Here is an 18,721-nt window from a genome sequence, read left to right on the forward strand (position 1 = left end):
GTCGGGAGGGGGAGTGGCGACTATTATGCGCGCCTTCGAATTCAGCCTCTACAAGGCGCAAACCCATGCTAGTACTGGGACTTGAAACCTCCTGCGACGAAACCGGAGTCGCACTATACGACAGTGAACGCGGGCTTTTGGCCGATGCACTGTTCAGTCAGATCGACCTGCATCGCGCCTATGGCGGCGTGGTGCCGGAGCTTGCCAGCCGCGATCACGTCAAGCGCATGCTGCCGTTGATCCGCCAGGTGCTGGATGAGGCCGGCTGTGTGGCAACCGAGATCGATGCCATCGCTTACACCGCCGGCCCCGGATTGGTCGGAGCCCTGCTGGTTGGGGCCTCTTGCGCCCAGGCGTTGGCGTTTGCCTGGGGCATTCCTGCCCTTGGCGTGCACCATATGGAAGGCCATTTGTTGGCGCCCATGCTGGAAAAAACACCGCCGGAGTTCCCGTTCGTCGCTTTGTTGGTTTCGGGGGGGCATACGCAGCTGGTTCAGGTGGACGGGATCGGCCAATACACACTGTTGGGCGAGTCGCTGGACGATGCCGCCGGCGAAGCGTTCGACAAAACCGCGAAGATGATGGGACTTAATTATCCGGGGGGGCCGGAAATCGCCCGCCTTGCCGAGAACGGCGTTGCCGGTCGCTACACCTTCCCGCGGCCGATGTGTGATCGTCCTGGCTTGATGTTCAGTTTCAGCGGCTTGAAAACCTCTGCCTTGAACACCTGGCAGCAGAGCGTCAGCGCCGGGGACGACGGCCAGCAAGCCCGTTGCGACATCGCGCTGGCGTTCCAGCAGGCTGTGGTGGAGACTTTGACCATCAAGTGCAAGCGCGCCCTGAAACAGGCGGGCATGAAGCGGCTGGTGATCGCAGGCGGCGTCAGCGCCAACAAGGCGTTGCGCAGTTCCCTGGAAAAAATGCTCGGCGACATGAATGGCAATGTGTTCTACGCACGCCCTGAGTTCTGCACTGACAACGGCGCAATGATCGCCTATGCCGGTTGCCAGCGCTTGCAGGCCGGGCAGCACGAAAGCCTGGCGATCAGCGTGCAGGCGCGCTGGCCGATGGAGCAATTGCCGCCGTTGTAAGGTTCAAGGGCGCCGAGTCCGGGCGGGATATTTAAAAATGCCGTTCGCGCCCGGCAAACAGGTCGCGTAGATTGCCGCGGTGGCGCCAGACGATCAGCAGTGTCAGCACGCTCATCGGTAACAGCGCTTGCGGTTCCTGCCAGGCCAGCAACGGCAGGGTCAGCGGCGTAGCAATCAGCGCGGCCAGCGAGCTGGTACGGGTCAGGTAGAACGTCAGCAGCCAGGCGAGCATGGCCAGTAACGCCGCAGGAGGGTAAATACCCAGCAGCATGCCGGCCGCCGTGGCTACGCCCTTGCCGCCGCGAAAACGGAAGTACAACGGGAACAGGTGGCCCAGGACGGCACATAGGCCCACCCAGGCTTGCTGCTGCAAGCTAAGGCCGACGAGGCTGGCGATCAGCACGGGCAGCAGGCCCTTGCAAACGTCGCCCAGCAAGGTCAGGACGGCGAGTTTCTTGCCGGCCAGGCGCAACATATTGGTGGCGCCGGCATTGCCTGAGCCACTCATTCGCGGATCGGGATTTCCCGTCAAGCGGCTGAGCAAAATGGCGAAGGACAGCGAGCCGAGCAGGTAGGCGAAAATCGCCAGTGACCAAAACATGCTAACTATTCCGGGCGAGGACGCCCTGATTCTAACGGGGCATCGCGCCCTTGTCGTGCTGCGGAGAAAAGTGCTTGGACAGAGTGTTTATCGAAGGCCTGGAAGTCGACACCGTGATCGGGGCTTACGACTGGGAGCGCGGAATCCGGCAATGCCTGCGCCTGGACCTGAGCTTCGCCTGGGATAATCGCCCAGCTGCGGCCGGTGATGACCTGACCCTGGCACTGGATTACGCCAGGGTGTCTGCGCGTATCCAGGCCTTTGCCGAGCAGTCCCAGTACCAACTGGTGGAAACCTTTGCCGAGCGTCTGGCCGAAGTGCTGATGAGTGAATTCCAGATTCCCTGGCTGCACCTCAAGTTGACCAAGCCCGGCGCGGTGCCGGCTGCCAAGGGCGTGGGCGTGGAGATCGAGCGCGGATGTCATTGACTCAGGTGTACCTCGGGCTTGGCAGCAATATCGACCGCGAGGCTCGTCTATGTGCCGGCTTGGATGCGTTGGCGGGTTTCTTGACGGATATGCGCTGTTCGGCGGTGTTCGAAAGCCAGCCGGTGGGGATCAAAAGTGGGCCGTTTTTCAATCTGGTGGTGTCGGCTTATACCGACCTGCCGTTGATGGAGTTGGATCGTCGTTTGAAATCCATCGAGGCTGACAATGGCCGCTACGCGCCAGACCGCAAAGGCCTGCCGCTGGATATCGATGTGTTGTTGTATGGCGATCTGGTGGGCAATTTCGATGGCTTGATCTTGCCGCGAGCCGAAATCCTGAAAAACGCCTTTGTGTTGTGGCCGCTGTCGATGATGGCGCCGGACCGTATGCACCCTGAGGCTGGCAAGACAATGGCCGAATTATGGCGAGACGCGCAGATTGATCAGGTATTGGCACCTGTGGCGTTCGAGTGGCAGGGTGAGCCACTCACGCCACAAGCTCTTTTGTAGGCGCCGAGCTTGTTGTGGCGAGGGAGCTTGCTCCCGCTGCGCAGCAGCCCCACTATCTTGGGAGCGCTTCGCACTGGAGCGCCAGCCCGGTCCCGCGGGAGCAAGCTCCCTCGCCACAACGGCCATCGCCTAAGGAGAGGGGTTTTCCTTGTAGGCTTTCAATGCGCTTAACCGTTCGCGCTTGAGCGCCTCGCCCAGCTCGGGGCCTTTGAAACCCTTTTCTAGCAGCGGCGCGACCGGCACTTCGCGTGCAGCCTTTGCCGCTCCGCGCAAATAATCGGCCTGTGGATAACTGCGCTGTTCAAAACCCTTGCGGCCACGAGCGTCCATTTCGCAGGCCACCACGAACTCCTCAAAGCGTTGCGGCCGACGGTACACGTCGAAGCTTTGCAGCAACTCCAGCAATGTCGAGGCCTTGAGTTCAAGCGCTCGATGCCCGTGAGTATGATATTGCCCCACCAGCAAGGCCAACTCCTGGCAATCCCTCGGCACCTTGAAACGCTCGTTCACCGCTTTGATCAGCTTCAAGCCGCGATGTTCGTGGGCAATGTGCTGCGGCAACTTATCCACAGGTGTCAGGCCCTTGCCCAGGTCGTGCAGCAGGCAGGCCCAGCGCACGCTCAGCGGTTGCTTGTGCAGGGCAGCTTGTTCCAGCACGCTCAAGGTGTGCACGCCGGTGTCAATTTCCGGGTGGTGAGCTGCGGGCTGCGGCACGCCGAACAGCGCATCCACCTCCGGCATCAAGGTTTTCAGCGCGTCGCAGTCACGCAGTACTTGGATAAATACCTGGGGTTGATCTTCCATCAGCGCCCGTGAGATTTCCTTCCAACTGCGCTCGGGGGTAAGGGCCTCCAACTCGCCGGACTCACTGAGTTGGCGCATTAACTCCAGGGTCTCAGGGGCGACTGTGAAGCCAAGAGGCGCATAGCGCGCGGCGAAACGCGCAACGCGCAATACACGGAGTGGATCTTCGGCGAACGCGGGGGAAACATGCCGTAAAATACGCGCTTCAAGGTCGCGTTGGCCCTGATAAGGATCGGTCAGGTTACCCTCGTCGTCCTCCGCCATGGCGTTGATGGTCAGGTCACGCCGAATCAGGTCTTCTTCCAGCGTAACGTCGGGGCTCGCATGGAATATAAAGCCGCCGTAACCCCGCCCATTCTTGCGTTCGGTGCGAGCAAGGGCGTATTCGTCACCGTTCTTCGGGTCGAGAAATACCGGGAAATCGGCGCCCACCGGTTTATAACCCTTGGCGAGCATCTCTTCGGCCGTCGCGCCAACGACGACGCGGTCTATATCGGTGACCTTGATGCCCAGTAGGCGATCACGCACGGCGCCGCCGACTTTGTAGATTTTCATGAAAAAGCCTCCATTAGCGGCACAGGATAACGCCTGAGCTTGGCCAATGGAGGCTTTGCTGTTTCAGAGATGAACGACGGCCATGTCGAGGCGGCCGTAGTCGTTGTCGTTATGATCGCTGCGCGGTGGCACATGATGGGTTTTCATCACTTGGTCGCCCTGCAGGGTTTCCAGATGAATATCAAAGCCCCAGAGCCGATGCAGATGCTTGAGCACTTCCTCAGTGGATTCGCCCAAGGGTTTGCGGTCGTGCTGCTGGTGACGCAAGGTCAGCGAACGGTCGCCACGCACATCGATGCTGTAGATCTGCACGTTAGGTTCGCGGTTACCGAGGTTGTATTGCGCGGCCAGGGTTTCGCGAATGATGCGGTAGCCGGGTTCGTCGTGGATGGCAGGTACTACCAGGTCGTCCTTGAGGTCGTCGTCCAGGATACTGAACAGCTTGAGGTCGCGGATCACCTGGGGCGACAGGTACTGCAGGATGAAACTCTCATCCTTGAAGCTGCTCATGGCGAACTTGATGGTCGAGAGCCAGTCGCTGCCGGCGATTTCCGGGAACCAGCGGCGGTCTTCCTCGGTGGGGTGCTCGCACATACGGCGGATATCGCGGTACATGGCAAAACCCAGTGCATAGGGGTTGATGCCGTTGTAATACGGGCTGTCGAAGCCTGGCTGGAAGACCACGCTGGTATGGGACGTGAGGAACTCCATCATAAAGCCGTCAGTGACCAGGCCCTCGTCGTACAGGTCGTTCATCAGGGTGTAATGCCAGAAGGTCGCCCAGCCCTCGTTCATCACCTGGGTTTGGCGCTGTGGATAAAAATATTGCGCGATCTTGCGTACGATCCGCACGATTTCACGCTGCCAGGGCTCCAGCAGCGGTGCGTGTTTTTCCAGGAAATACAGGATGTTTTCCTGAGGTTCGGCGGGGAAGCGCGCATTGTCCTTGTCGCTGTTCTTGTCGGCGCGCTTGGGGATGGTGCGCCACAGGTCGTTGATCTGTTTCTGCAGGTGCTCCTCGCGTTCCTTCTGGCGCAGGCGCTCCTCTTCTGCGGAAATCGGATAGGGGCGTTTATAGCGGTCAACGCCGTAATTCATCAGCGCATGGCAGGAGTCCAACAGGTCTTCTACCGCATCGATACCGTGGCGCTCCTCGCACTGCATGATGTATTGCTTGGCGAACACCAGGTAATCAATGATCGAACTGGCATCGGTCCAGGTTCGAAACAGGTAGTTGCCCTTGAAAAAGCTGTTATGCCCATAGCAGGCATGGGCCACTACCAGCGCCTGCATGCAGATGGTGTTTTCTTCCATCAGGTACGCGATGCACGGGTCGGAGTTGATCACGATCTCGTAGGCCAGGCCCATCTGGCCGCGTGTGTAGGACTTCTCGGTACTGAGGAAGTGTTTCCCGTAGGACCAATGGTGATAGCCCAAGGGCATGCCCACCGAGGCATAGGCATCCATCATCTGTTCAGCGGTGATGACTTCTATCTGGTTGGGGTAGGTGTCCAGGGCATAACCCGCCGCGATACGGCTGATTTCCCGGTCATAGGCCTGGATCAGTTCGAAGGTCCACTCGGAGCCAGTGGAAATGGGTTGGCGCTTGTTCTCTTTTTTGGCGGTCATGTCACTAACCTGCGCTGGAAGAGTTCACGGAAGACCGGGTAGATATCGCCGGCCGAGACCAGTTGCTGCTGGGCGAACGTGTCGGCAAAGGCTTCTCCGATGCGCTCGTATTCGAACCACAGGGCCTGGTGCTCACGGGGGGTGATTTCGACGTAAGTGTAGTACTGCACGAACGGCATGATCTGGTTGATCAAAATGTCCCGGCAGATTGGGGAGTCGTCGTTCCAGTTATCGCCGTCGGAAGCTTGGGCGGCGTAGATGTTCCAATCGTTGGCGGGGTAGCGCTCGGCCATGATCTCTTGCATCAGCTTCAGTGCGCTGGAAACAATGGTGCCGCCAGTTTCCCGCGAGTAGAAAAACTCCTCTTCGTCCACTTCCCGGGCACTGGTGTGATGGCGGATGAACACTACGTCAATCTTGTCGTAGTTCCGTTTCAGGAACAGGTACAGCAGGATAAAGAAGCGCTTGGCGATGTCCTTGGTGGCCTGGGTCATGGAGCCGGAAACGTCCATCAGGCAGAACATCACAGCCTTGGAGCTGGGGTTGGGTTGCTTGACCAGCAGGTTGTATTTCAAGTCAAAGGTATCGAGGAACGGCACGCGGTGGATGCGCGCGCTGAGTTTTTCGATTTCCGCCTCTATTTCCTGGATATCGCCGAAGTTGTCCGGTTCTTCGCGCTTCAAGCGGGCCAACTCTTCCTTGGCCTGCTTGAGTTTGGCGCGGCTGCTACCGGACAGGGCGATACGCCGTGCGTGGGCTGAACGCAGGGTGCGGATGATGTTGATGCGCGACGGGTTGCCCTCGTTGCTGATCCCTGCGCGTACGGTCTTGAAGGTATCGGTGCCGGTCAGGTTGCGTTTGACCAGGTTGGGCAGTTCGAGGTCTTCGAACATGAATTCGAGGAATTCTTCCTGAGTGATCTGGAATACGAATTCATCCATGCCTTCGCCAGAGTTGCCGGCTTTGCCCGGACCTTTGCCGCCGCCACCGCCTTGTGGGCGCTGGATATGTTCGCCGGTGGTGAATTCCTTGTTGCCGGGGTGCACCACGGTTTGTTTGCCGCCGCGGCCATGGTGAAGCACCGGTTCGTCGATGTCCCGTCCGGGAATGCTGATTTGTTCGCCATGCTCCATATCGGTGATGGAGCGGCGGCTGACGGCCTCTTCTACCGCCTTTTTGATGTGGTCACGGTAACGCCGCAGGAAACGCTGACGGTTTACCGTGCTCTTGTTCTTGCCATTGAGGCGTCGGTCGATCACATAGCTCATGGGGAGCCCTCCGGGCAGCTTCACGTTACAAGCTTCAAGCCGCGGGCTGGAAGCTTAGAGACAAGCGGTCAACTGCCAGGCCGGATGCCTGGCAGTGCGCGCTTGCCGCTGCCTTACTGCGATTTGCGAACCCGCAGGTACCACTCGGAGAGCAGTCGTACCTGTTTGTCGGTGTAGCCTCGCTCGACCATGCGTGTGACGAAGTCGTTGTGTTTTTGCTGATCCTCCTTGCTGGCCTTGGCGTTGAAGCTGATGACGGGCAGCAGGTCCTCGGTGTTGGAAAACATTTTCTTCTCAATGACCACCCGCAGCTTCTCGTAGCTGAGCCAAGTGGGGTTCTTGCCGTTGTTGTTGGCACGGGCGCGCAGTACGAAGTTGACGATTTCGTTGCGGAAATCCTTCGGATTGCTGATGCCGGCGGGTTTCTCGATTTTTTCCAGCTCTTCGTTGAGGGCCACGCGATTGAGGATTTCGCCGGTTTCCGGGTCGCGGTATTCCTGATCCTGGATCCAGAAATCTGCGTACAGCACGTAGCGGTCGAAGATGTTCTGGCCGTATTCGCTGTAGGACTCCAGATAGGCGGTCTGGATTTCCTTGCCGATGAACTCGATGTAGCGCGGCGCCAGGTATTCCTTGAGGAAGCGCAGGTAGCGCTCACGGGTTTCGGCCTGGAACTGCTCTTGTTCAATCTGCTGTTCCAGCACGTAGAGCAAGTGCACCGGGTTGGCGGCAATCTCGTGGGGGTCGAAGTTGAAAACCTTGGACAGGATCTTGAACGCAAAGCGCGTCGACAGACCGTTCATGCCTTCGTCTACACCCGCCGTGTCACGGTATTCCTGGATCGACTTGGCCTTGGGATCGGTGTCCTTGAGGTTTTCGCCGTCGTAGACGCGCATCTTCGAATAGATATTGGAGTTCTCCGGCTCCTTGAGGCGCGACAGCACGGTGAACTGGGCAAGCATCTTCAGAGTGTCCGGCGCGCAATGGGCCTTGGCCAGGGAGCTGTTGAACAGCAGTTTGTCGTAGATCTTGATTTCGTCGCTGACCCGCAGGCAGTACGGCACCTTGACGATATAGATCCGGTCGATGAAGGCTTCGTTGTTCTTGTTGTTGCGGAAGGTATGCCATTCCGATTCGTTGGAGTGAGCCAGCAGGATCCCGGTAAACGGAATCGCCCCAAGGCCTTCGGTACTGTTGTAGTTACCTTCCTGGGTAGCGGTGAGCAGTGGGTGCAGCACCTTGATCGGTGCCTTGAACATCTCCACGAATTCCATCAGGCCCTGGTTGGCCCGGCACAGTGCGCCCGAATAGCTGTAGGCATCGGCGTCGTTCTGCGGGAATTCTTCCAGCTTGCGGATATCGACCTTGCCCACCAGCGCAGAAATATCCTGGTTGTTTTCATCGCCGGGTTCGGTCTTGGCCACGCCGATCTGGTTGAGGATCGACGGGTAGAGTTTCACCACGCGGAACTGGCTGATATCACCGCCGAACTCGGCCAGGCGCTTGGTGGCCCAGGGCGACATGATGGTGTTGAGGTAGCGCCGCGGGATACCGAAGTCTTCCTCGAGGATCGCGCCATCTTCCGTGGCGTTGAACAGGCCCAAGGGGGACTCGAAGACGGGCGAGCCCTTGATCGCATAGAAGGGCACCTTTTCGATCAATTGCTTGAGTTTTTCCGCCAGGGACGACTTGCCGCCGCCGACCGGGCCCAGCAGATAGAGGATCTGCTTCTTCTCTTCCAGGCCTTGGGCGGCATGGCGGAAGTAGGAAACGATCTGGTCGATGCATTCTTCCATCCCATGGAAGTCTTCAAAGGCGGGATAGCGGCGGATCACCTTGTTGGAAAATATCCGCGACAGGCGCGAATTATTGGCGGTTTCCACCAGTTCTGGCTCGCCAATCGCCAGTAGCAGGCGTTCGGCGGCAGAGGCGTAGGTGCTGCGGTCCTGCTTGCACAGCTCGAGATACTCCTGAAGCGTGAGTTCTTCCTGCTGTGTGGACGCGAAGCGTTGTTGGAAGTGGCTAAAGATACTCATGACGTCGTCACCTCGCTCGATACGTGGAGCCGACGCCGGATCAATCAGTCGATGCTGGCAGTCATTGGCGCACGCCAATGGCTGTTTTCCCCCCAGAACACCCTGAAACGTTACCGATGACCCGTACGCCGGTGTACCGGCTCTCCCCTGATTCGGATGGCCTGCGCTTAAGGATAGTTCGGAATCCGGGAGGTCAAGGCGCGATGCGCAATTAGTTTGGCTGCGCCGTTCGTCAGAAACGGCGCAAGCCCAAGCGTCACGCGGGGTAGCGGGGTGTGAAAAAAATTATTGCGAATCGCCTGAAGAAATTTCCGCAGGATAGGTCGTACGCCACAGCTCAAACCCGCCGTCCAGGCTATAGACGTCGGAGAAACCCTGGCTGATCAAGTACGCGGCTGCGCTCTGGCTGGAATTGCCGTGGTAGCAGGCGACGATCAACGGCGCATCGAGGTCGGCGGCGCGTATGAAGTCGGCAATGTTGACGTTGTCCAGATGCTGCGCGCCGCTGATGTGGGCGGCGGCGTAAGTAGGCTGGTCGCGGATGTCGACGACTGCAGCACCTTGCTCGCGCAGGGCCTGGGCTTGTTCGGGGGAGATACGTTTGAATTCGGTCATGGCGGGCTCCTATGGCTTGGTGGCGGCCGGCTGGGTAATGGAAAGGGGAGATTCGCACTGGCAGTCGAGGCGCTCGCCCGTGTCGATGTTCATCAGGGTCATGGCGCCGCCCCACACGCAACCGGTGTCGAGGGCGAACACGCCGGGCTCATCGCACTTGCCTTCCAGCGCGGCCCAATGACCAAAGATGATCTTCGTGTCACGGGTCTTGCGTTCCTTGTAGGCGAACCAGGGCTTGTAGCCGGGGAGGGCGCTGTCGGCGCCTTCCTTGCTCTTGAGGTCCAGTTTGCCTTCGGCCGTGCAGAAGCGCATGCGTGTGAAATAGTTGGTGATCACTCGCAGGCGGGCGACGCCGGTGAGCTCGTTGTCCCACTTCACCGGGTCGTTGCCGTACATGCCGTCGAGGTAAGCGGTGTACAGGTTGTCATCGGCCAATGCACTTTCAACTTCGGCGGCGCACTTGAGGGCTTTTTTCAGCGTCCACTGCGGCGGGATACCGGCATGCACCAAGGCCATGTTGCGGTCCTCGTCGTAGTGCATGAGTTTTTGCCGGCGCAGCCAGTCGAGCAGTTGAGCACGGTCCGGAGCTTCGAGAATTTCCCGCAGGGTGTCGCCTTTTTTGAGGCGCTCGATATTGTTGCCGGCCGCAAGCAAGTGCAGATCATGGTTGCCCAGCACGCACACCAAAGAATCACGCAGGCTATAGAGGTAGCGCAGGGTTTCCAGGGACTGCGGGCCGCGGTTGACCAGGTCGCCCACCAACCACAAGCGATCATTTGCGGGGTCGAAGGCTACGCGATCCAGCAGGCGCTTGAGAGGGTCCAGGCAGCCTTGCAGGTCGCCGACAGCGTACGTCGCCATCAGTGCAGGGCTCCTGGCACGGCCAGGCGGAAGGGCTTGATGATTGCATCGAACAGTTGGCCGTCAGTGGCCTTCATTTGATACGAGCCTTGCATGGTGCCGACCTTGGAGGTCATCACCGTGCCGCTGCTATAAGTGTGACTGGCGCCGCTGTCGATCAACGGTTGCTGGCCGACAACACCTGCCCCGCGCACTTCCTCGACCTGGCCGTCGCCATCGGTGATGACCCAGTGGCGCGACAGCAGCTTGGCCGGCACCAGCCCGTTGTTCTTCACCGTAATGGTGTAGGCAAAGGCGAAGCGGTTATGTTCGGGTTGCGATTGGTCCGCCAGGAAGCGGGTGACGACGCTGACGTCTATCTGATAGCGAGGGTCGGACATGCAAGAGGCCTTAAAAGCGAAGGACAGCAGATGCGGGTCAGTCTAGGCCAAGAGGAGGGCGCTAGGCCAGACATGTGTCGGGCAGCCGGCAAGCGTTATCGGTATAACGCGGAGCAAATGTGGGAGCGGGCTTGCCCGCGAAGGCGGTGCATCAGTTACACATTTGGTGACTGATACTGCGCCTTCGCGAGCAAGCCCGCTCCCACATTGGATTGCATCGAGTTCTTACGGCCTATTCCACTACGGATGCAGGCTGGATGGCAAGTTGGTCGGCCAGGCGTACGAACGCGGCCAGGTCCAGTTGCTCAGGGCGCAGGCTTCCATCAACGCCGGCAGCTTCGATCTCGGCATTGCTCAGCAGGGCCTTGAGGGTGTTACGCAAGGTCTTGCGGCGCTGGTTGAACGCTTCCCGCACCACTCGTTCCAGCAGTTTGTGGTCCTTGGCCGGGTGCGGCAGCACGGCATGCGGCACCAGGCGTACGATGGCCGAATCGACCTTCGGCGGCGGGTTGAACGCGCCCGGACCGACGTTGAACAGGTGCTCCACGCGGCAGTGATACTGGACCATGATCGACAAACGACCCCAATCACCACCGCCAGGGCCTGCGGCCAGGCGCTCCACCACTTCCTTTTGCAGCATGAAGTGCATGTCGCGGATGATTCCGGCGTTGTTCAGCAGGTGGAAAATCAGCGGCGTGGAAATGTTGTACGGCAGGTTACCCACCACCCGCAGGCTGTTGGGCGCAGCACCAAGGCTGTTGAAGTCGAACTTCAGCGCGTCGCCCTGGTGCAGGTTGAAGTTGGCTTTGCCGGCGAACTGCTGGTTGAGGATCGGGATCAGGTCCTTGTCCAGTTCCACGACGTCCAGTTGCCCGCCGCTGGCCAGCAGGCCCTGGGTCAGCGCGCCCTGGCCCGGGCCGATTTCCAGCAGGCGGTCTTCTGGCTTGGCGTGGATTGAGCGCAGGATGCGATCGATCACGCCAGCGTCGTGCAGGAAGTTCTGCCCGAAACGCTTGCGCGCCCGGTGTTGGTAATGCTCAGTCATATACGGGTCTCGGCCATCTGATAGGCGGTTTCCAGGGCCACGTGCAGGCTGCCGGTATCGATCTTGCCGCTGCCTGCGAGGTCCAGGGCCGTGCCATGGTCGACGGAGGTGCGGATGATCGGCAGGCCCAGTGTCACGTTGACTGCGGCGCCGAAGCCTTTGTATTTCAGCACGGGCAGCCCCTGGTCGTGGTACATCGCCAGCACTGCATCGCAGTGCTCCAGATATTTGGGGGTGAACAGAGTGTCTGCAGGCAATGGGCCGCGTAGGTCCATGCCTTCTTGGCGCAGGCGCTCTAGTGTTGGTTCAATGATGTCGATTTCTTCATGGCCCAAGTGGCCGCCTTCACCGGCGTGGGGGTTGAGCCCGCAGACCAGGATGCGCGGTTGGGCAATGCCGAATTTGTGTTGCAGGTCGCTGTGCAGGATGCGCGTGACACGCTCCACGCGCTCGGCAGTGATCGCATCGGCGATTTCACGCAGCGGCAAGTGGGTGGTCACCAGCGCCACACGCAGGCCGCGGGTGGCGAGCATCATCACCACTTGAGCGGTATGGGTCAGTTCCGCGAGGAATTCGGTATGGCCGGAAAAGGCGATGCCGGATTCGTTGATCACGCCTTTGTGCACCGGTGCGGTGATCATGCCGGCAAAGTCGCCGTCGATGCAGCCCTGGCCCGCACGGGTCAACGTCTGCAGCACGAATGCCGCGTTGGCCGTGTTCAACTGCCCGGCCACCACCTTGGCCTGCAGCGGGGTGTCCCACACATACAGGCTGCCAGCGGGGGCCGGCAGGTCGGGCCAGTTGCCTGGCGCCACGTCCAGCAGGTTGACGGCCACACCCAGCTGCGCGGCCCGCTCAAGGAGCAGGTCGCGGCTGGTAATGGCAATCAGGGGGTGTGGCTGGGGTTGCGAGGCGAGCAGCAGGCACAGGTCTGGACCAATGCCGGCCGGCTCGCCGGGTGTCACCGCGAAACGCTGGGGTTTCACTGGGTTGCCTGGTCGGTGCCTGTTTGCTCGGCGCCTGGCAGCTTGTTCTCTACATACGCTTCGTCACGGATCTGACGCAGCCAGGTTTGCAGCTCTTCGTCGTATTTGCGGTTACGCAACACGGTCAGGGCTTGTTGCTCGCGGGCCTGGGTGGTGTTGTCCGTGGCGCGACGGCCAAGGACTTCCAGGACATGCCAACCGTATTGGGTCTTGAACGGCTTGGACAATACGCCTTGTGGCGTGTCGGCCATGACCTGCTGGAACTCGGGCACCAGTGCCCTCGGGTCGATCCAGTTCAGGTCGCCGCCGTTAAGGGCAGAGCCCGGGTCTTCCGAGAAGCTTTTAGCCAGGGTGGCGAAGTCTTCACCGCTTTCAATGCGGTCATAGATCTTCTGGGCCAGTTCCTTGGTTTGTGCTTCGGTGCGGATTTCGCTCGGTTTGACCAGGATGTGACGAACATGAACTTCGTCTTTCAACGAGGTTTCGCCGCCGCGACGTTCCAGTAGCTTGAGGATGATGAAACCACCCGGGGTGCGGGCTGGCTGGGTAATGCCACCGACTTCCATGGCGCTCAATTCGCGATCAAACGGAGGTGGCAATTGAGCGGCTTTACGCCAGCCCATGTCACCGCCTTCGAGGGCGTTATCGCTGCCGGACTGAGCAATGGCCATCTGGGCAAAATCTGCACCCGCTTTCAGGCGCTCGTAGATCGCCTGGGTTTTAGCTGCAGCGGCATTGAGCTGCTCAGAGTTGGCCCCGTCCGGGGTAGGAATCAGGATATTAGCCAGGTGCAACTCTTCGGAAAGCTGCATCTTGCCCAGGTCCGAAGCCAGGAAGTTCTTCACTTCCTGCTCGGACACCTGAACCCGTTCGGCCACACGGCGCTGGCGCACACGGCTAATGATCATTTCGCGCTTGATCTGGTCACGGGCGTCCTCATAGGACAGGCCATCGTGGGCCAGGGCGGCGCGGAACTGATCAATGCTCATGTTGTTGCGTTGAGCAATGGTGCCAACAGCCTGGTTCAGTTCTTCGTCCGAAATACGGATGCCGGAACGTTCGCCAATCTGCAGTTGCAGGTTTTCGACGATCAGGCGTTCCAGTACCTGAGATTCCAGGACGCTGGTCGGTGGCACCCCACCGCCACGTTTGGCGATGGTTTGCTGAACTTCCTTGACCCGCTGGTCCAGCTGGCTCTGCATGATCACGTCGTTGTCGACGATGGCCGCTACTTTATCCAGCTGTTGAACTGCGGCGTGTGCCGAAACAGTACCCAGGAACAGCGCGCCCAGCACTAGCGGGCGCAAACACTCAGAAAGCTTTGTCTTCACGTTCACGATAACCTTCAATGCCTTTGTCGAGGAAGCTCTCTACCTTGGCGCCGGTCAGGCCGCCGAGTCCTTTGAGGACGATCTGGAAGAAGAGCCCGTGGTCACCCTTTTCGTTAAGGGGGGCGATCTGGGTATATTCGTCGTTGGAAACCCAGTAACGGTTGATGACGCGCAGTTTCCAGCAGCAGTTGTCGTACTCGAAACCACCGAAGGCTTCCAGGGTACGGTTGCGGGCATAGTCATACTGCCAGCGGGTGATCAAATTCCACTGCGGAATGATCGGCCACATCATCGAGAAGTCGTGTTGCTGGATTTTGTAGTAATCCTTCACGAAGTTCGGATCGCCTGGTTGGCCGTAGTCGCCACCGAACTGCCATTTACCGGTCAACTGGTTGTAGACCACTTGGTCGTTGCGATAGCGATAACCGAGGTTGACGACCTTGTTCGGGTTGTCTTCCGGCTGGTAGTGGAACATTGCGCTGCCGGAACGTGGGGCATGGCTCTCAGTGTCCCAGTTGTAGTCAGCCGTGGCGCGCCAGTCGCGGTTGAAGCGGAACTCATATTCCAGAGCGATAGGCGAGACGTCTGTGCGAGCGTCGTCACGATCAGCGGCCAGTACACCCGGCAGTTGAACCTCGCGATCCTTGAAGTACAGCGCTTGGCCGACGGAAACACGTTGGCGTTCAAAGCCGTTTTCTTCGATCCAACGGCTGGTTACGCCCAGGGATAGTTTGTTCTCGTCACCGATCCGGTCGGAGCCGCTGAAGCGGTTGTCGCGGAACAGCGAGGAGTAGCTGAACGAGTATTCGCTGGTATCGAAGACCGGAATATCACTCTGGTCTTTGTTCGGTACGTAGAGGTAGTACGCCCGCGGTTCGAGGGTCTGGTTAAAGTCTTTGCCGAACCAATTGGTTTTGCGGTCGAAGTACAGGCCGCTGTCTACGCTGGCGATAGGTACCGCACGGTCTTGGGAGCTTTTGAATTTATCTCCGGCAGCCAGTGAGTTTTTACCGATCGTATCAAGGTCCAAGTCATACTTTGTATAGACGTACTTGAGCTTCGGCGTAATAAAACCGTAAGTCCAGTTCATCGGGTATTCAACCGCTGGCGCAAGGTTTAAACGAGTGCCGTTTGCGCGGGTGAGCCCTCTGACATTGGTATCCAAACGAGGTGTCACTGCACCGTTCTCGTCGGTAAAGGTGCCATTTTCCAAGTCACGATCAAAGCGGACGGCTTCAGTCTCATAACTAAAGTTCAAGCCACCCGGATGGAATGGCAATTGACCGTTGAGAGTGAGCTGCGGCAACCGATCATACGGTGTGATCTGAGAAATCGTCGCTAACTGGTATGCCTGGAGATTCAGGCGAGCCTGATATGAGTCGCCCCGGTACGTCAGGGAACCTTGCTGATTCAGGAAGTCCTGGCTCTCAACCCCTTCCTCATACGACTTCAAATCCTGGAAGTAGTAAGGATCGCTGATCCGGGTGTAATCCACCTGTGACGTCAGACGTGAATCCAACCCACCTTTATGCTGCCAATTGAGCATATAGCGGGTCTTTTCGTAATCGGTCTGGTTCTTGCGCTCATCGTTATCGTCGTTGAGATACGCCCCACCAAACTGCCCTTCACTCGACTTGGTCAGATAGCGGAATTCGCCCTCCATCAACAAGCCGCGCTTGGTCATGTACTGCGGGTACAACGTGGCATCGTAGTTCGGTGCCAGGTTGAAGTAGTACGGCGTTACCAATGTAAAGCCAGTCTCGCTGCCGGTGCTGAAGCTCGGCGGCAGGAAGCCGGATTGACGACGGTCATCGATCGGGAAGTAGATGTACGGGGTGTACAGGATCGGGATGTTCTTGACCCGCAACGTCGCGTTGGTCGCCGTACCGAAACCGGTGGCCGGGTTCAACGTGATGTTGTTGCCCTTGAGCTGCCAGGCGTTGCTGTCCGGCTCGCAGGTGGTGTACGTACCGTCCTTGAGACGGATGATCGCGTTTTCTGCACGCTTGGCGTACAGCGCGTTACCGCGGATGCGTGACTTGTGCATCACGTATTCGGCATTGTCGATCTGGGCGGCACCGGTGTCGAGCTGGACCTGGGCATGGTCACCCACGATCAGGGCGCCGTTATCGCGCAGGCGCACCTTGCCATTCAGTTCGCCACGGTTCTCCGCCTGGTACAGGCTGGCTTCGTCCGACTCCAGTTGCATGCTGCCTTGGCGCATGACCACGTCACCGGCCAGGGTAGCGACCTGCTGCTCCTGCTCGTAACGCGAGGCCTTGGCGCCGATGAAGGTCGGCGCATCGCTCTTGTTCGTCTTGTCGTTCATGCCAGGACGAGTCGGCTCGATGTACGCGCCGCCGCAGTAAGGGCCGGTTTCGGCCAACTGTGCTGCGGTCAGCTTGTCGCGAGGTACCCAGTCCAGGTGGCTGTAGTCGGCACTGCGCGAACGCAGGCCACGGCCCTTGGCTTCGGTGACCAGCATGGTCTTGGGTTCGGCGTCGACGCTGCCGCCAGCTTTGCCTTGCGGCGTGCTGTTGGCCGAGCTGACGGCAGCACCGTCATGCACCGGGCGCGGTGGCAATGGGGCGGCGGCGGTCTTCGGCGCGCAATCCCAGGCACCCGAAGCAGAGACTGAGCAGTCATACTGTTCCGCGGCGACCACGAATGAGGTGGCGAAAGGTTGCAAGGCCAGCAGACTGCCGGTTACCAGCAACGGAAATTTTCTACGAAACGCGGGGGATTTCAATGCCATCTTATTAGTCCGGGCTTCCTGCGTGCCATCTGCCCGCGGTTTGGGCCGCACGCCTCTCGATGGTCTGAAAAAGATGCGTGATAATAAAGCATGCCCCGCTTGACGGCTAGCGCCGTCGGAGACCCTTGTAATGCCCGAGCAAGATCTACGTTTACAACAGCTGGAAGTCTGGCTGGATGAGCAGTTGCCGATCCTCTTCAACGCTCAGGACTGGGGCCCCGTGCCCCCGGCCACATTGACCGCGGCCAGCAGCGACGCGAGTTTCAGGCGTTATTTTCGATGGGAGGGCGGTGCCCATACGTTCGTCGTCATGGACGCGCCACCCCCCCAGGAAAACTGCAAACCTTTCGTCGATATTGCGCATTTGCTCGCGAAATCGGGAATAAATGTGCCAAAAATTTATGCAGAAGATTTGCCCCGTGGCTTTCTTTTGCTCAATGACCTGGGCAGAAAAACCTATCTGGACGTGATTGACGGTGAAAATGCTGATCAATTATTTGCCGATGCCATCGAAGCGCTGCTGGCTTTCCAGCAATTGCCGATGGATGCGCCGTTGCCCAGCTATGACGTGGCCTTATTGCGTCGCGAGCTGGAACTGTTCCCGGAATGGTACGTGCGCCGTCACCTGGGCATCGACCTCGACCCTGAGCAACAAGCCCTCTGGCAACGCGCCAGCCAGCAGTTGATCGACAGCGCGCTGGCCCAGCCCAAGGTGCTGGTGCACCGCGACTACATGCCGCGCAACCTGATGATCAGTGAGCCAAGCCCAGGCGTGCTGGATTTTCAGGACGCGGTCTACGGCCCGGTGACCTATGACATTACCTGCCTGTTCAAGGACGCCTTCCTCAGTTGGCCCCAGGCCCGCGTTCGTGAATGGCAGCGCGGCTATTGGCAGCGCGCCGGGCAGCTGGGGATTCCCGTACAGGACGACTTTGAAGAGTTCCTGCGTGCCAGCGACCTGATGGGCGTGCAGCGTCACCTCAAGGTTATCGGCATTTTTTCGCGTATCTGCCACCGTGACGGCAAGCCACGCTACCTGGCCGACGTGCCGCGTTTCTTCGCTTATATAGAAGCGGTGCTGGCCGACAGACCTGAGTTGAGTGACCTGGGCGAATTGCTCGCCAGCCTGCGCGAACCTGCCGAGGCCAGCGTATGAAGGCGATGATCCTTGCGGCAGGCAAGGGCGAGCGCATGCGCCCGCTCACCCTGCATACGCCCAAGCCGCTGGTGCAAGCCGGCGGCAAGCGGCTGATCGAGTATCACCTTGAAGCCTTGGCGAAGGCCGGTTTTACCGAGATCGTGATCAATCACGCCTGGCTCGGCGAGCAGATCGAAAGCTACCTGGGCGACGGTGCCCAGTTCGGTCTGCGCATCCGCTACTCCCCGGAGGGTGAACCGCTGGAAACGGGGGGCGGCATATTCCAGGCATTGCCGCTGCTGGGCGACGAACCGTTTCTGGTGGTCAATGGCGATATCTGGACTGACTACGATTTCACCCAGCTCAAGCAGCCGATCCGGGGCCTGGCGCACTTGGTGATGGTCGACAACCCTGCGCACCACCCGTCGGGCGGGGATTTTTACCTGGATCACGGTGTGCTTCATGATGCCGCGCCCGGTGCCGATAACCTGACCTTCAGTGGCATTTCAGTGCTCGACCCCAAGTTGTTCGCGGGTTGTAGCGCCGGTGCCTTCAAGCTGGCCCCGCTGTTGCGCGAGGCCATGGCCAAAGGTCTGGTAACGGGGGAGCACATGGCAGGACGCTGGGTGGATGTGGGGACGCTGGAGCGACTGGCGCAGGTCGAAACCTTGCTGACAGCGGGGCAGTAG

17 protein-coding genes are annotated in these 18,721 nt (G+C 59.4%); 5 read left to right on the top strand and 12 right to left on the bottom strand.

Annotated features, from left to right (window positions below):
- Positions 1-65: 65 nt before the first annotated feature.
- The gene (gene tsaD / locus HU730_RS24225; RefSeq protein ID WP_003194748.1) at positions 66-1,091 is read left to right on the top strand and encodes a tRNA (adenosine(37)-N6)-threonylcarbamoyltransferase complex transferase subunit TsaD; all 1,026 of its coding nucleotides are present in this window, start codon (positions 66-68) and stop codon (positions 1,089-1,091) included.
- Between the two features lie 31 nt (positions 1,092-1,122).
- On the opposite strand, the gene plsY is transcribed toward tsaD, so the two are convergent.
- Positions 1,123-1,692, bottom strand: coding sequence for a glycerol-3-phosphate 1-O-acyltransferase PlsY (gene plsY, locus HU730_RS24230; protein ID WP_057978453.1), 570 nt, complete (start codon positions 1,690-1,692; stop codon positions 1,123-1,125).
- Between the two features lie 74 nt (positions 1,693-1,766).
- Between plsY and folB the strand changes: the two genes are divergently transcribed.
- Entirely contained in the window at positions 1,767-2,120 is a 354-nt protein-coding gene (gene folB / locus HU730_RS24235) for a dihydroneopterin aldolase (protein WP_054896792.1), read from the top strand.
- Positions 2,111-2,629 (top strand): 2-amino-4-hydroxy-6-hydroxymethyldihydropteridine diphosphokinase, encoded by a 519-nt coding sequence (gene folK / locus HU730_RS24240; RefSeq protein WP_186527627.1) that lies wholly within the window; start codon positions 2,111-2,113, stop codon positions 2,627-2,629. The genes folB and folK overlap by 10 nt, the downstream gene beginning before the upstream one ends.
- A 129-nt stretch (positions 2,630-2,758) precedes the next feature.
- On the opposite strand, the gene HU730_RS24245 is transcribed toward folK, so the two are convergent.
- From HU730_RS24245 to HU730_RS24295, 11 genes are all read right to left on the bottom strand, one after another.
- Complete coding sequence (locus HU730_RS24245; RefSeq protein WP_096144469.1) at positions 2,759-3,988, bottom strand: multifunctional CCA addition/repair protein; 1,230 nt, start codon at positions 3,986-3,988, stop codon at positions 2,759-2,761.
- Between the two features lie 63 nt (positions 3,989-4,051).
- Positions 4,052-5,617 carry a SpoVR family protein gene (locus tag HU730_RS24250; RefSeq protein WP_003194736.1) on the bottom strand — a complete coding sequence of 522 codons (1,566 nt, stop codon included), beginning with the start codon at positions 5,615-5,617 and terminating at the stop codon, positions 4,052-4,054.
- Complete coding sequence (locus HU730_RS24255; protein WP_034116083.1) at positions 5,614-6,885, bottom strand: YeaH/YhbH family protein; 1,272 nt, start codon at positions 6,883-6,885, stop codon at positions 5,614-5,616. The genes HU730_RS24250 and HU730_RS24255 overlap by 4 nt, the downstream gene beginning before the upstream one ends.
- Before the next feature lie 113 nt (positions 6,886-6,998).
- Positions 6,999-8,921: a PrkA family serine protein kinase gene (locus tag HU730_RS24260; RefSeq protein ID WP_003194732.1), complete on the bottom strand. Its 1,923-nt coding sequence runs from the start codon at positions 8,919-8,921 to the stop codon at positions 6,999-7,001.
- A gap of 285 nt (positions 8,922-9,206) precedes the next feature.
- A complete protein-coding gene (gene glpE / locus HU730_RS24265) occupies positions 9,207-9,536 on the bottom strand; it encodes a thiosulfate sulfurtransferase GlpE (RefSeq protein WP_127881590.1) in 330 nt (109 codons plus the stop codon).
- Positions 9,537-9,545: 9 nt separating this feature from the next.
- Positions 9,546-10,397, bottom strand: coding sequence for a symmetrical bis(5'-nucleosyl)-tetraphosphatase (locus HU730_RS24270; protein WP_186527628.1), 852 nt, complete (start codon positions 10,395-10,397; stop codon positions 9,546-9,548).
- A complete protein-coding gene (gene apaG / locus HU730_RS24275; RefSeq protein WP_003194726.1) occupies positions 10,397-10,777 on the bottom strand; it encodes a Co2+/Mg2+ efflux protein ApaG in 381 nt (126 codons plus the stop codon). Before apaG ends, HU730_RS24270 begins: the two co-directional genes overlap by 1 nt.
- Positions 10,778-11,009: 232 nt before the next feature.
- Entirely contained in the window at positions 11,010-11,822 is an 813-nt protein-coding gene (rsmA, locus tag HU730_RS24280; RefSeq protein ID WP_034128823.1) for a 16S rRNA (adenine(1518)-N(6)/adenine(1519)-N(6))-dimethyltransferase RsmA, read from the bottom strand.
- Positions 11,819-12,808: a 4-hydroxythreonine-4-phosphate dehydrogenase PdxA gene (gene pdxA / locus HU730_RS24285; protein ID WP_034128822.1), complete on the bottom strand. Its 990-nt coding sequence runs from the start codon at positions 12,806-12,808 to the stop codon at positions 11,819-11,821. The genes rsmA and pdxA overlap by 4 nt, the downstream gene beginning before the upstream one ends.
- Entirely contained in the window at positions 12,805-14,139 is a 1,335-nt protein-coding gene (locus HU730_RS24290) for a peptidylprolyl isomerase (protein WP_136624693.1), read from the bottom strand. Before HU730_RS24290 ends, pdxA begins: the two co-directional genes overlap by 4 nt.
- Entirely contained in the window at positions 14,120-16,894 is a 2,775-nt protein-coding gene (locus HU730_RS24295; RefSeq protein ID WP_034128820.1) for an LPS-assembly protein LptD, read from the bottom strand. The genes HU730_RS24290 and HU730_RS24295 overlap by 20 nt, the downstream gene beginning before the upstream one ends.
- Positions 16,895-17,024: 130 nt before the next feature.
- On the opposite strand from HU730_RS24295, the gene HU730_RS24300 reads away from it, so the two are divergent.
- Both HU730_RS24300 and murU read left to right on the top strand, forming a co-directional pair.
- Complete coding sequence (locus HU730_RS24300; protein WP_019817796.1) at positions 17,025-18,050, top strand: phosphotransferase; 1,026 nt, start codon at positions 17,025-17,027, stop codon at positions 18,048-18,050.
- Positions 18,047-18,721, top strand: coding sequence for an N-acetylmuramate alpha-1-phosphate uridylyltransferase MurU (gene murU, locus HU730_RS24305; protein ID WP_034128818.1), 675 nt, complete (start codon positions 18,047-18,049; stop codon positions 18,719-18,721). Before HU730_RS24300 ends, murU begins: the two co-directional genes overlap by 4 nt.

The sequence above is a fragment of the Pseudomonas sp. SWRI22 genome, from assembly GCF_014268395.2.
GTDB lineage: Bacteria > Pseudomonadota > Gammaproteobacteria > Pseudomonadales > Pseudomonadaceae > Aquipseudomonas > Aquipseudomonas paracarnis.